Consider the following 12,777-nt stretch of genomic DNA (forward strand, 5'->3'; position numbering starts at 1 on the left):
AGGCCGCGGTGCCCTCGGTGACGTACATCCCGAGAACACGACCGGCGGGCGAGCACGGCCGCCGCCCCGCCGGCCACCTCCGGGTCGCAGTGGTGCGCCCCGTCCAGCCGGACCGACAGGCCCGCCCGGGCCGGTCGAGGCTGTCCCCGGTCGCGGTCAGGGTGAGCCGCCCGGGGCGCCGGGTGAGGGACCAGGACCGCGTGGGCCGGCGGCGCGGGGAGATCCAGTACGGCGCGAGCAGGGGGGCGGTGAAGTCGTCGCGCGCCGGCGGCTGTTCGAGGGGCGCCCAGGCTGCGGGCGGCGGATGGCGCCCCCCCCCACCGGCCCCAACCGGGCCAGCCGTCGGCCCACTCCACCGGCACCAGGAAGGTCCCCCGGCCGAGGACGTGGAACTCCGGGAACCAGCCGCGCGGCCGGGTGCCGAGCAGCACCGTCCACCAGCCGCCGTCGGCCGCCTGGACCAGGTCGCCGCGGCCGGTGCACTGGACCGGCAGGCCGGTGCCGCGGTGGCTCAGCAGCGGGTTGCCGGGAGCCGGCTCCCAGGGGCCGCGCGGCGAGCGGGCCCGGGCGGCCGACAGACGCCGCGCCCGAGCGCGGTCCCGCCCTCGGTGGGCAGCAAGTGCCGGGGGCGCTCGGCGGTGACGAGGAAGGTGCCGCCGGCGGGGACGGCGCCGGGCAGCGTCAACCGGCCCGGCCGGTCGAGGACGTTGCCGAGCTGCCGCCAGTGCACCAGGTCCCGGCCCTGGAAGAGCGGGACACCGGGGACGTACTCGTCCCCGAGCCGGCGCGCACTCGGGTCCGGGCGGAAGCCGGGGATGACGGGGTTGTCGTAGGTCCGCACGGCTCACCCCACAGCTGTCGAAAGTTTCGATCGTAGCGCCGAATTCTCTTGGCGTGGCGCGCTGCGGAGGAGGGTCGGGAAAGGTGTGCGCCCCGGCTGGTCGAATCCTGCGCGCGGAGGTGGGATGGAAGGGAGCAAGGGCCTTGCAGGCGGGCACGTCCGCACGCGTCACCCGGGCGTCGCCCGCCAGGGCGCGAGGAGCGGTGGAGCGATGTCCGGTTACGACGCCTCGGCGGTGGCTCGGGTGGTGGTCGGCGTGAGCGGCTCCCTGGGCAGCGTCACGGCCCTGCGCCGGGCCACCGCGCTGGCCCGGCGGCTGGGTGCCGAACTGTGGACCGTGCTGGCCTGGGAGCCGCCGGGCGGCGACCCCGCCGCACGCCGTTGCCCCGCCGGCGGTCTGGCGGTCGAGGAGTGGCAGCGGCTGGCCCGGCAGCGGCTGATCGCGGTGCTGGAGGAGATCTTCGGCGGGGACGGCCCGGGGGTCCCGGTCCACGCCGTCGTCGTCCGCGACGCACCGGGCCCGAAGCTCGTCGCGACCGCGGACCGCGAGGACGACGTCCTGGTCGTCGGCGCGGGGCGGCGCGGACTGCACCGTGCCTTCTCCGGCCGGGTCTCCCGGCACTGCCTCGCCCACGCGATCTGCCCGGTCCTCGCCGTACCCCCCTCCCCGCTCGAATCCCAACTGCTGTCGGTCCACCGGCGGAACACATGGCATCTGCGCATGGACCTCCGCCGGCTGTAGGAGCGGTCCGGCACCCCGACCACGGTCACGCACCGTGGTCGCGAGCCGTGCCGACCGGCGGCCGACACCCCCCGCGAGGACGTCAGGAACGCGCTCCGCGGCCGTCAACACGTCGACAAACGGTGACGCCGGGCGAGGTCGCCAGAACGCCTGTACGACGCACCACCGGCAGAATCGTGGCCCAGGCCACACCGCCCCGGCGGCCGCTGTTGATGCGACCGGGGCGGCCGCCGGTCATTCTTAACGCAAGCTTGACGCCCACCGAGCCGAGATCCATAGGCCCAGACGTCACTCTCTGCATACGCTGGTGCGGCCGTCCGCGTGATGGCCGGAAAGAGCTGAGCCGCACACAGGAGCACGCCGATGGCCACGACCGAACACCCTCCTTCCAGTCGATTGCGCACCTGGATGCTGGAGGGGCTGTCCGACATGGGCAAGCCCGGTGGCCACACGGGTCCCCACGCCGAGCCGGAGCCCCCGCACAAGGGCCAGCGCTGGTGGCGCGTGATGTGTCTGACCGGTGTCGACTACTTCTCCACCCTCGGCTACCAGCCGGGCATCGCGGCCCTCGCGGCCGGTCTGCTCGGGCCGATCGCGACCATCGTCCTCGTCATCGTGACCCTGGCCGGCGCGCTGCCGGTGTACCGCCGGGTCGCCGAGGAGTCCCCGCACGGCGAGGGTTCGATCGCCATGCTGGAGCGGCTGCTGTCCTTCTGGCAGGGCAAGCTCTTCGTGCTCACGCTGCTCGGCTTCGCCGCCACCGACTTCCTGATCACCATCACGCTCTCCGCCGCGGACGCCTCGACCCACCTGGTGGAGAACCCGCACCTCACGAACGTCCTGCACGGCCACCAGATGGTCATCACGCTGTTCCTGGTCGCCCTGCTCGGCGCGGTCTTCCTCAAGGGCTTCCTGGAGGCGATCGGCGTCGCGACGGCCCTGGTCGGTGTCTACCTCGCGCTGAACGTCGTCGTCGTGATCGTCGGCCTCTACCACGTCGTCACCGCGGGCCATGTGATCACCGACTGGTCCAACGCGCTGACCGTGCAGCACGGCAACATCTTCGTGATGATCGGCCTCGCGCTGCTCGTCTTCCCCAAACTCGCGCTCGGCCTCTCCGGGTTCGAGACCGGCGTCGCCGTCATGCCGCACGTCCAGGGCGACCCGGACGACACCGAGGAGAAGCCGACCGGCCGGATCCGGGACACGAAGAAGCTGCTGACCACGGCCGCCATCATCATGAGCGGCTTCCTGATCACCTCCAGCTTCATCACCACGCTGCTCATCCCGGAGAAGGAGTTCAAGACCGGCGGCCAGGCCAACGGACGTGCGCTCGCCTACCTCGCGCACGAGTACCTCGGCGGCGCCTTCGGCACGGTCTACGACGTCTCGACCATCGCCATCCTGTGGTTCGCCGGCGCCTCGGCCATGGCGGGCCTGCTGAACCTGATGCCGCGCTATCTGCCCCGCTACGGCATGGCCCCCCACTGGGCCCGCGCGGTGCGCCCGATGGTCATCGTGTTCACCCTGATCGCCTTCCTGGTGACCTGGCTCTTCGACGCCAACGTCGACGCGCAGGGCGGCGCCTACGCCACCGGTGTGCTGGTGCTCATCACCTCCGCGGCGATCGCCGTGACCATCGCGGCGCGCAAGGCCGGGCAGCGCAAGTGGACCATCGGGTTCGGCGTGATCTCGGTGGTCTTCATCTACACGACCGTCGTGAACGTCATCGAGCGGCCGGACGGTGTGAAGATCGGTGCCTGCTTCATCGTCGGCATCATCCTCGTCTCGCTGCTGTCCCGGCTGGCCCGCGCCTTCGAGCTGCGCGTCACCAGCGTGACGTTCGATCCGATGGCGGAACGATTCATCCGGGACATGGCCAGCCGCAAGATGCGGTTCATCGCCAATGAACCCGGTCACCGTGACAAGGCCGAGTACCGCGACAAGGTCGAGCAGATCCGCGCCGACAACGACATGCCGGAGCAGGAGGACTTCGTCTTCGTGGAGGTCACGGTCACCGACCCCTCCGAGTTCGAGGCGGGCCTGACCGTGCGCGGCGAGGTGCTGCACGACCGCTACCGGGTGCTCACCCTGGAGTCCGCGTCCATCCCGAACGCCCTGGCCGCGCTCCTGCTCAACGTCCGCGACATGACGCGCTGCACCCCGCACATCTACTTCGAGTGGACCGAGGGCAATCCGTTCGCCAACTTCCTGCGCTTCTTCCTCTTCGGCCAGGGCGAGGTCGCCCCGGTCACCCGCGAGGTGCTGCGCGAGGCGGAGCCGAACCGGGAGCGCCGGCCGCGGGTGCACACCGGCTGAGTCCGGGAGCGGACAGCGCCGGGCCCGACCGGCTCGGCGCTACTTCCCGAACCACCGCCGGGGCGGCCGTACGTCCACCTTCCCCATGCTGATCCGCCCGCCTATCCCCACCCGGAGCACGACCGGCGCCTCGGGGCCGCGGGCCGGGCGGACCTTGGTCTTGCTGTAGCCGACCGCCAGCGAGTCCGTGTCGACGACCATGCCGGGCCGGGTGATCAGGCGCAGGGTGCCGCCGCACAGGTCCAGGTCGATGTCGAGGGTGTCGTGCGTGAGCACGGCGTCGGAGAAGTCCAGGGTCACGTTTCCCCAGGCGCACACGATCTCCAGCCGGCGGGGCACGATCCAGGGGCCCTCACGGGTGGCCGAGGCGTACTGCTGCTCGATCCGGACGACGTCCTTGGCCGCCGCCGGTGCCACGACGGCGGCGGCCTGCGCCGGCAGGTCGGCGGTGAGCACCGCCAGCTGCCCGAGCGTGCGGGCGGACAGCGCGGCCGTGACGCGCTCGTCCAGCTCCTCGTGGGTGAGCCGGCCCTCCCCCGCGGCGGCGGCGAGCGCCTCCACCACCCGGTCGCGGTCCGCGTGCGAGGCACGCAGCCCGTCCGGCACGTCCGCGTCCACCATGTCGGCCGTCATCCCCTCACCCCGTTCCAGCAGGCTCCGCGGGGAGCCGTCGCCATCGAGAACTAACGTTATATCGCGTTATACCTGACGGCCAACCCCACGTCCATGGTTCCCGGTGGTTGGCCCTATCGTGACCGGCATGCAGTCCTACACGATCGGCCAGGCGGCGCGGCTGCTCGGCGTGAGCCCGGACACCGCCCGCCGCTGGGCCGACGCGGGCCGGGTGGCCACCCATCGCGACGAGGCCGGACGCCGGCTCATCGACGGCCGTGCCCTCGCCGCGTTCTCGGTCGAACTGGCCAAGGCGGCCGGCGGCGAGGAGGACGCCTCCTACACCTCCGTCCGCAACGCCTTCCCCGGCATCGTCACCGCGATCAAGCTCGGCGACGTCGCCGCCCAGGTCGAGATCCAGGCGGGCCCGCACCGGCTGGTGTCCCTGCTGACCCGGGAGGCCGTGGAGGAACTGGGCCTGGAGGTCGGCATGGAGGCCACCGCGCGCGTGAAGTCCACCAACGTGCACATCGACCGCGTCTGACGCGGCGGGGTCAGCGGCAGAGCAGCGCCGCCCACAGGTCCAGCCGGTCCCGCAGCCGCGACAGGTCGCGCCCCGTCAGCCGCTCGATCCGCTCCACCCGGTAGTGCACGGTGTTGACGTGCAGATGCAGCGCCTGCGCCGTGCGCGCCCAGGAGCCGTCGCAGGCCAGGAACGTCTCCAGGGTGCCGAGCAGGACCGCGACGGGCGGCCGGCCGGTCTCCAGCAGCGGGCCGAGCACCGTACGGGCATAGGCGGTGCGCACCTCGGCCGGCACACCGGTGAGCAGCGCGTCGAGGGTGGTGAGGCCGCGGGCGTCGGTCAGGCGGGAGGCGTCGGGCGCGGTGGTCCGCGCGGAGGTGAGGGCGTACCGGGCCTGCCCGAGCGCGGCGCCGAGTTCCCCGGGCCCCGCCGCGGGCGCGCCGGTGCCGCCGTGCAGGACGACCCCGGGCACGCACCCGGCGACCAGCGGCCAGACCTCGTCCGCCCAGCCGTCGGGCACCCCGGACAGCACCGCGAAGGCGCCCCCGTCCGGCAGCCGGCCGACGGCCGCGGCTTCCCCGGGCCCGCCCTCCGCGCCCGCCTCCGCCACGGCCTCCTCGGCTCGCGCGGCCACCACCGCGGCACCGCCCGCGTCGCCGGCCGTCACCGCATGCCCCGCCAGTTCCGTCAACGCGCCCTCGGCGAGCGGCCCTTCGTCCGGCCCTGGCCGCCGTGTCCCGGCGTCCGCGACGAGGACCAGGTACGGCCCCGTCTCCGGCAGCCCGCACCGCCGCAGCGCCGCCTCCACCGTGCCGTCCTCGCGCGCGTCCGGGGCCGACAGCAGCGCGCCGAGTTCGTCGGCTGCGCGCAGCCGGGCCGAGGGGCGCCGGGCGGCGGCCTCCTGGCAGTGCGCCAGCACGGCGGCGACCTCGTGCAGCATGCGCGGCGGGGCGGCGTCCGGGTCGGGCAGGTACAACAGCCGGCGCTCGTACGGCGAGACGCCGCTCGCGTCGACGGAGGCGGTCACCCCGGTGCCGTCCGCGACGAGCGCGAGCGCCTCCCGCGGGGGCACCGGCGGGGCACCCTCGGTGGCGGCGACCGTACGGCCCGAGGGCGTGAAGACGTAGGCGGCGGTCCGGCCGAGGTGGGCGAAGGCCTCGGCGAGGACGGCGTGCGGGCCGGCCTCCTGGGCGAGCAGCCGGCTCAGCCGCACGCGCGCGTTCTCCGGCAGCGCGTGATGCCGGCTCAGCCCGCCCCACTGGCGCAGGTACACGGTGTCGGTGATCGACCGGAACATGATGTGTGCGGGCACCCCGGCCACCGGCACGCCGTGGCGCACGCACGCCTCGACCAGGTCGTCGGGCACGGTCCCGTGCGTCTCCTCGCCCGCGAGCAGCGCGGCGGCCCCCGCGTCCTTCAGGGCCGAGACGAACCGTTCGGCCTTGCCGGAGCCGCCGTCGGGTGACCACCACACCAGCCCGCTGAGGACCACCTCGCCGGGCCGTACGAACCGGGCCGGGTCCTCCAGGTCCGTGACGGTCACTCCGCTGATTTCGCGCCGCAGCAGCGCGTCCTCCGCCCACAGCAGGCGCAGCCCGAGGGAGGCGTCCCCCAGGAGGTGTTCGACGTGCATGTGCTGGCTCCTCGTACGGCCGCCGCGGGGTGAGCACATCCCCCGGCATCTCGCATTCACCAGGTGAGTGTGAGAGAAAGCATCGTAAATGCAAGGTTGCCGGAGCGGAATGCCTCTTGGTTGATCCTCCAGTCCCGGGACCTGCGACGTCGGTGTTTCCGTGCCCCGCACCAGTCGATTCGACCGGTTCCCGTTGGTTCACTTCCGGCCATGGACCTGAACACGGTGGCCGAGATACGAGACGCCCGGCGGCCCGCGCCCTGGCGGCCCGGGGACGCCTGGCTCGGCGGCGGGACGTATCTGTTCTCCGAGCCCCAGTCGCACCTGCGGCGTCTGGTGGACCTGAGCCGCATGGGCTGGACGCCCGCACAGCGGCACCCGGACGGCTCCCTGGAGCTGGCCGCCACCTGCACCATCGCCCAACTGTCCCGCTTTGCCCAGGACTTGACCGCCCCCGCGGCGCCCCTCTTCGAGCAGTGCTGCCGGGCCTTCCTCGCCTCGTTCAAGATCTGGAACATGGCCACCGTCGGCGGGAACCTGTGCAACGGCCTGCCGGCCGGCCCGATGATCTCCCTCACGGCCGCGCTCGACGGCACCTGCCTGCTCCTCGCCCAGGACGGATCCGCGCGCCGCCTGAAGGTCGCCGACTTCGTCACCGGCGCGGGCCGCAAGGATCTGGCCGAGGGCGAGCTGCTGCGCTCGGTCACCCTGCCCGCCCGCGCCCTCGCCTGCCGTACGGCGTTCCGGCAGGTCTCGCTGTACGGCCTCGGGCGCTCGGCCGCCCTCGTCATCGGCACCCTCGACCCGGTCGACCACTCCCTCACGGTCACCGTCACCGCGGCCACGGTGCGCCCGGTGCGGCTGTGGTTCCCGCTGCCGCCGACGGCCGCGGCGCTGCGGGCGGCGGTCGAGGGGGCCGGCGCGGACGGCGAGTGGTTCGACGACATCCACGGACTGCCCGAGTGGCGGCGGCACATGGCACTGCGGCTGGCGGAGGAGATCCGCCGGGAACTGACGGAGGAGGAGCGGCGATGAGGGTCGAGGTCAACGGACGGTCCCACGAGGAGGACCCCCGCCCGGGCCAGTGTCTGCGCACGTATCTGCGCGAGCGCGGCTGGTTCGGCGTGAAGAAGGGCTGTGACCAGGGCGACTGCGGCGCCTGCACCGTCCACGTGGACGGCGAGCCGGTGCACAGCTGCCTCTACCCGGCCTTCCGCGCCGACGGCCGCAGCGTCACCACCGTCGAGGGCCTGGCCGCCCCGGACGGCGAACTCCACCCCGTGCAGCGCACGTTCCTCGACGCCCAGGGCTTCCAGTGCGGCTTCTGCACGGCCGGCTTCCTGATGACCACGGCAGCGCTCACGGAGGACCAACTCGCCGATCTGCCCAGGGCGTTCAAGGGCAATCTGTGCCGCTGCACCGGCTACCGGGCCATCGAGGACGCCGTGCGCGGGGTTAAGAACGTGGAGGCGCCCGCGCCCGGCGAGACCGTCGGCCGCAGCCTGCCCGCCCCGGCCGGACCGCAGGTCGTCACCGGCACCGCCCGCTACACCTTCGACATCGACGTACCGGGCCTGCTCCACATGAAGCTGCTGCGCTCCCCGCACGCCCACGCCCGCATCCTCGCGATCGACACCTCCGCCGCCCTGCGCGTCCCCGGCGTGCACGCCGTGCTCACCCACCACGACGCCCCGGAACGGCACTTCTCCACCGCCCGCCACGAACACCCCGAGGAGGACCCGGACGACACCCGCGTCCTGGACGACACCGTCCGCCACATCGGCCAGCGCGTCGCCGCCGTCGTCGCCGACAGCGAGGGCGCCGCGGAGGAGGGCTGCCGGCGGATCGAGGTGACGTACGAGGTGCTGCCCGCCGTCCTCGACCCGGAGGAGGCCATGCGGCCCGGCGCCCCGGTGGTCCACGACAAGGACGCGGCGACGGCCCGCATCGCGCGCCCCGAGGCCAACGTCGTCGGCGAGGCGCACGGCGAGCTCGGCGACGTCGAAGCGGGCTTCGCGGCGGCGGACGTCGTCTACGAGGACACCTTCCGCACCCAGCGCGTCCAGCACGCCAGCCTGGAGACGCACGGCGCCCTCGCCTGGATCGACGAGGACGGCCGGCTCACCGTCCGCACCAGCTCCCAGACGCCGTTCCTCACCCGCCGCGCCCTGTGCGCGCTGTACGACCTGCCCGAGGACCAGGTCCGGGTGCTGGCGGGGCGGGTCGGCGGCGGGTTCGGCGGCAAGCAGGAGATGCTGGTCGAGGACATCGTGGCGCTCGCCGTGCTGAGGCTGCGCCGCCCGGTGAAACTGGAGTACACACGCGCGGAGCAGTTCTACGGCGCCACCACCCGGCACCCCTTCACGATCCGGGTGAAGGCGGGCGCCCGCCGCGACGGCACCCTCACCGCGCTCCAGCTGCGCGTCGTCGCGAACACGGGCGCGTACGGCAACCACGGGCCGGCCGTGATGTTCCACAGCGTCGGCGAGTCCCTGGCCGTCTACCGCGCCCCGCACAAGAAGGTCGACGCCTACTCGGTCTACACGCACACCGTCCCGGCGGGCGCCTTCCGCGGCTACGGCCTGGGCCAGGTGCTGTTCGCGGTGGAGTCGGCGCTGGACGAGCTGGCCCGCCGACTGGACCTGGATCCCCTGGAGTTCAAGGCGCGCAACATCATCGGGCCCGACGAACCGATGCTCACCCCGGGCGGCCACGAGAAGGACCTGCACATCGCGAGCTACGGCCTCGACCAGTGCGTGGCGATCGTGCGCCGGGCCCAGGCGGAGCCGGCGTCCGAGCCCGTCCCCGCGGGGTGGCTGGTCGGCGAGGGCGCCGCGCTGGCGATGATCGCGACCGGCCCGCCCGGCGGCCACATCGCCGACGCCAGGGCTTCCCTGCTGCCGGACGGCACCTTCGACCTGGCCGTCGGCACCGCCGAGTTCGGCAACGGCACCACGACGGTGCACAAGCAGATCGCGGCCGGCGAGCTGGCCACCACCGTCGACCGGATCGCCGTCCGCCAGTCCGACACGGACGTCGTACGGCACGACACCGGCGCCTTCGCCTCGACCGGTACGGTCGTCGCGGGCAAGGCCACCCTGCGCGCCGCCCGCGCCCTCGCCGACCAGCTGCTGGACTTCGCCGCCGCCCACCTGGCCGTCCCGCGCGGGCGGTGCCGGCTGACGGAGGAGGCCGTGCTCCACCCGGGCGGACGCCTGCTGCTGAAGGAGGTGTACGCGGCCGCGCGCACCGTCGGCCTGGAGCTGAGCGCCGACGGGCACTTCGGCGGCACCCCGCGCTCGGTCGCCTTCAACGCGCACTGGTTCCGGGTGGCGGTCGACCCCGGGACCGGCGAGATCCGCATCCTGCGCAGTGTGCACGCGGCCGACGCGGGCAAGGTGATGAACCCGATGCAGTGCCGGGGGCAGGTCGAGGGCGGGGTCGCCCAGGCGCTCGGCGCCACCCTCTTCGAGCGGGTCCTGCTGGACGGGCGGGGCGCGGTCGACACCGCCGCCTTCCGCCGCTACCGGCTCCCGCAGTACGCCGACGTGCCGCGCACCGAGGTGCACTTCATGGAGACGGCGGACGCGATCGGCCCGCTGGGCGCCAAGTCGATGAGCGAGAGCCCGTTCAACCCGGTCGCCCCGGCCCTGGCCAACGCGCTGCGGGACGCAACGGGTGTGCGGTTCACCGAGGTGCCGCTGCTGCGCGACCGGGTGTGGCGGGCGCTGGAGCGCCACAGCGGTAGCCGCCGTCCACCCGGATCGCGGTGATCCCGCTGATGTGCCGGGCGCCGCACCGGTCCTGCGGGAGGACCAGCTGGGGTCCGGCCGAATCCAGTGGGGTCTCGTCGATGCGCACGCCCAGCAGGACGGGCGCGTCCGCGAAGTCCGGGTCGATCTCGGCCCAGGACAGCACCGCGTGGTGGCCGTCGGTGCCGGTGACGGCGATGAGGAAGCGCAGCCGGTCCTTGCGCCGCGCCGGGTCGAAGTCCGGGCCGGCGTCGGCGAGGACGTCGTACAGGCGCGGTCCGGTGAAGCGGTGGTGCTGGATGCCGCTGGTCGCGCAGTCGAAGCTGACGTCCGCCCGGTGCTGCGGCCAGTGCAGCAGCTCCGGCACGGTCAGCCGGGCGGGCCTGGCGAGATCGCCGGTCAGGGCGAGTTGCGCGAGCGTCATCTGCGACCACCTCCCGCAGGACGGTACCCGCCGGAGTGCGCCGTACAAACGCACATGCAAGCTACATGTCACAAGTTCGCAGCTCATGCGATGTGACAGGAGACTTACCCCTGGCAGATGCGGCATTATCATCGCCGCACGGCCGGTTCCCCCGGCCGCGACAGGGCGCGACACTTGTTCCACAGAACGCGAGGAGTAGACCCGTGATGACCCGTTCCGTGCGCCGGACCCGACGGATGCTGAAGGTTGCCGGTGCGGGAGCCGCCGCCCTGCTGGCACTCAGCGCCTGTTCCTCCTCGTCGAAGTCCTCGGACTCGTCGGGCTCGTCGGCCCCGTCGGACGCCTCCGGCTCCCCCAAGCTCTCCGGCAGCGTCACCGTGTTCGCGGCCGCCTCCCTCAAGGAGAGCTTCACGGCCCTGGGCAAGGAGTTCGAGCAGCAGCACCCCGGCACCAAGGTCAGCTTCAACTTCGGCGGCAGCGACACGCTGGCCGCGAGCATCACCAGCGGCGCCCCGGCGGACGTCTTCGCCGCCGCCAGCCCCAAGACCATGGCGATCGTCACGGGCAAGAAGGACGCGGCCGGCACCCCGGCCACCTTCGTCCGCAACCAGCTGGAGATCGCGACCCTGCCGGGCAACCCGCACAAGGTGGCCTCGCTGAAGGACCTCACCGCCTCCGGCCTGAAGGTCGTGCTGTGCGACAAGACCGTGCCGTGCGGCGCCGCCGCGCAGAAGGCCCTGGACGCCAGCCACCTCAAGCTCACCCCGGTCTCCTACGAGCAGGACGTCAAGGGCGCCCTCAACAAGGTGGAACTGAAGGAGGCCGACGCCGCCGTCGTCTACAAGACCGACGTGCACGCCGCCGGCAGCAAGGTGCAGGGCGTGGAGTTCCCGGAGTCGGCCAAGACGATCAACGACTACCCGATCGTCCTGCTGAAGAACGCGCCGAACGCCGAGGCCGCCAAGGCGTTCATCGCCCTCGTGCAGTCCGCCGAGGGCGAGAAGGTGCTGAGCGAGGCCGGGTTCCTCAAGCCGTGACCTCGCCTCTCGAACCCGACGCCGCGGCCGGCCCCCGCACGGGCCGGCCGCGGCGTCGCCGCGTCGGCACGGGGGGCCGGCGCGGGGTGCCGTTGCCGCTGCTGCTGCCGGGCCTGGTGGCGCTGGCGTTTCTGCTGCTGCCGCTGCTCGCGCTGCTGGTCCGCGCGCCCTGGCGCACGCTGCCGGACCAGCTGTCCAGCACCCAGGTCTGGCAGGCGCTCCAGCTGTCCCTGGTCAGCGCGACGGCGGCGACGGCCGTCAGCCTTGTCCTGGGCGTGCCCCTGGCCTGGCTGCTGGCCCGCACCGAGTTTCCCGGCCGGGGGTTCGTCCGGGCCCTGGTGACCCTGCCCCTCGTCCTGCCGCCGGTGGTCGGTGGTGTGGCCCTGCTGCTGGCCCTCGGCCGCAACGGCGTGATCGGCAAGTGGCTGGACGCCTGGTTCGGGATCACCCTGCCGTTCACCACCACCGGGGTGGTGGTCGCGGAGGCGTTCGTCGCGATGCCGTTCCTGGTCATCAGCGTCGAGGGCACCCTGCGCGCGGCCGATCCGCGCTACGAGGAGGCGGCGACCACCCTCGGCGCGTCCCGCTTCACCGCGTTCCGCCGGGTCACCCTGCCGCTCATCGCCCCCGGCATCGCGGCCGGCTCGGTCCTCGCCTGGGCCCGCGCGCTCGGCGAGTTCGGCGCGACGATCACCTTCGCCGGCAACTTCCCCGGCCGCACCCAGACCATGCCCCTCGCGGTCTATCTCGCCCTCCAGGACGACCCCGACGCCGCCATCTCCCTCAGCCTGGTCCTGCTCGCGGTGTCGATCGCGGTGCTGGCGGGGCTGCGGGACCGCTGGATGACGGGAGCGTGAGCGTGGCCGCCGACCCCGGGCGTGTGCGAACGTACCG

10 protein-coding genes and 1 pseudogene are annotated in these 12,777 nt (G+C 73.3%); 7 read left to right on the top strand and 4 right to left on the bottom strand.

Annotated elements, in window-relative coordinates; all coding sequences use genetic code 11:
- Positions 1-44 precede the first annotated feature (44 nt).
- Positions 45-841: pseudogene (locus AC4OXY_RS12520) on the bottom strand (family 43 glycosylhydrolase); the annotation flags it as partial.
- 211 nt (positions 842-1,052) lie between these two features.
- Between AC4OXY_RS12520 and AC4OXY_RS12525 the strand changes: the two are divergent.
- Entirely contained in the window at positions 1,053-1,583 is a 531-nt protein-coding gene (locus AC4OXY_RS12525; RefSeq protein ID WP_491993929.1) for a universal stress protein, read from the top strand.
- A gap of 363 nt (positions 1,584-1,946) precedes the next feature.
- Positions 1,947-3,902, top strand: coding sequence for an APC family permease (locus AC4OXY_RS12530; protein WP_356037297.1), 1,956 nt, complete (start codon positions 1,947-1,949; stop codon positions 3,900-3,902).
- A gap of 39 nt (positions 3,903-3,941) precedes the next feature.
- On the opposite strand, the gene AC4OXY_RS12535 is transcribed toward AC4OXY_RS12530, so the two are convergent.
- Positions 3,942-4,535: a DUF1707 SHOCT-like domain-containing protein gene (locus tag AC4OXY_RS12535; protein WP_467493941.1), complete on the bottom strand. Its 594-nt coding sequence runs from the start codon at positions 4,533-4,535 to the stop codon at positions 3,942-3,944.
- Positions 4,536-4,662: 127 nt separating this feature from the next.
- Between AC4OXY_RS12535 and AC4OXY_RS12540 the strand changes: the two genes are divergently transcribed.
- Entirely contained in the window at positions 4,663-5,058 is a 396-nt protein-coding gene (locus AC4OXY_RS12540; protein WP_071377990.1) for a TOBE domain-containing protein, read from the top strand.
- A 10-nt stretch (positions 5,059-5,068) separates the two neighbouring features.
- Here AC4OXY_RS12540 and AC4OXY_RS12545 read toward each other — a convergent pair whose 3' ends face one another.
- Positions 5,069-6,670: a helix-turn-helix domain-containing protein gene (locus AC4OXY_RS12545; RefSeq protein WP_376288302.1), complete on the bottom strand. Its 1,602-nt coding sequence runs from the start codon at positions 6,668-6,670 to the stop codon at positions 5,069-5,071.
- A gap of 210 nt (positions 6,671-6,880) precedes the next feature.
- Here AC4OXY_RS12545 and AC4OXY_RS12550 point away from each other — a divergent pair, with 210 nt between their 5' ends.
- Positions 6,881-7,705, top strand: a complete 825-nt coding sequence (locus AC4OXY_RS12550; protein WP_491993930.1) for an FAD binding domain-containing protein — start codon at positions 6,881-6,883, stop codon at positions 7,703-7,705.
- Positions 7,702-10,443, top strand: coding sequence for a molybdopterin-dependent oxidoreductase (locus tag AC4OXY_RS12555; RefSeq protein WP_491993931.1), 2,742 nt, complete (start codon positions 7,702-7,704; stop codon positions 10,441-10,443). Before AC4OXY_RS12550 ends, AC4OXY_RS12555 begins: the two co-directional genes overlap by 4 nt.
- Here the strand turns inward: AC4OXY_RS12555 and AC4OXY_RS12560 are convergent.
- Positions 10,358-10,846, bottom strand: coding sequence for a molybdopterin-dependent oxidoreductase (locus tag AC4OXY_RS12560; protein ID WP_356037288.1), 489 nt, complete (start codon positions 10,844-10,846; stop codon positions 10,358-10,360). The two genes, AC4OXY_RS12555 and AC4OXY_RS12560, sit on opposite strands and share 86 nt — an antisense overlap.
- 206 nt (positions 10,847-11,052) lie before the next feature.
- On the opposite strand from AC4OXY_RS12560, the gene modA reads away from it, so the two are divergent.
- Both modA and modB read left to right on the top strand, forming a co-directional pair.
- Entirely contained in the window at positions 11,053-11,883 is an 831-nt protein-coding gene (modA, locus tag AC4OXY_RS12565; protein WP_491993932.1) for a molybdate ABC transporter substrate-binding protein, read from the top strand.
- Positions 11,880-12,740, top strand: a complete 861-nt coding sequence (gene modB / locus AC4OXY_RS12570; protein WP_491993933.1) for a molybdate ABC transporter permease subunit — start codon at positions 11,880-11,882, stop codon at positions 12,738-12,740. Before modA ends, modB begins: the two co-directional genes overlap by 4 nt.
- The last annotated feature ends 37 nt before the right edge of the window (positions 12,741-12,777 follow it).

This window comes from Streptomyces sp. HUAS MG56, from assembly GCF_058673395.1.

Bases quoted from the DNA above. Each gene is read 5' to 3' on its own strand.
- AC4OXY_RS12525 (WP_491993929.1), top strand. From the start codon at position 1,053: ATGTCCGGTTACGACGCCTCGGCGGTGGCTCGGGTGGTGGTCGGCGTG.
- AC4OXY_RS12530 (WP_356037297.1), top strand. From the start codon at position 1,947: ATGGCCACGACCGAACACCCTCCTTCCAGTCGATTGCGCACCTGGATG.
- AC4OXY_RS12535 (WP_467493941.1), bottom strand. From the start codon at position 4,535: ATGACGGCCGACATGGTGGACGCGGACGTGCCGGACGGGCTGCGTGCC.
- AC4OXY_RS12540 (WP_071377990.1), top strand. From the start codon at position 4,663: ATGCAGTCCTACACGATCGGCCAGGCGGCGCGGCTGCTCGGCGTGAGC.
- AC4OXY_RS12545 (WP_376288302.1), bottom strand. From the start codon at position 6,670: ATGCACGTCGAACACCTCCTGGGGGACGCCTCCCTCGGGCTGCGCCTG.
- AC4OXY_RS12550 (WP_491993930.1), top strand. From the start codon at position 6,881: ATGGACCTGAACACGGTGGCCGAGATACGAGACGCCCGGCGGCCCGCG.
- AC4OXY_RS12555 (WP_491993931.1), top strand. From the start codon at position 7,702: ATGAGGGTCGAGGTCAACGGACGGTCCCACGAGGAGGACCCCCGCCCG.
- AC4OXY_RS12560 (WP_356037288.1), bottom strand. From the start codon at position 10,846: ATGACGCTCGCGCAACTCGCCCTGACCGGCGATCTCGCCAGGCCCGCC.
- modA (WP_491993932.1), top strand. From the start codon at position 11,053: ATGACCCGTTCCGTGCGCCGGACCCGACGGATGCTGAAGGTTGCCGGT.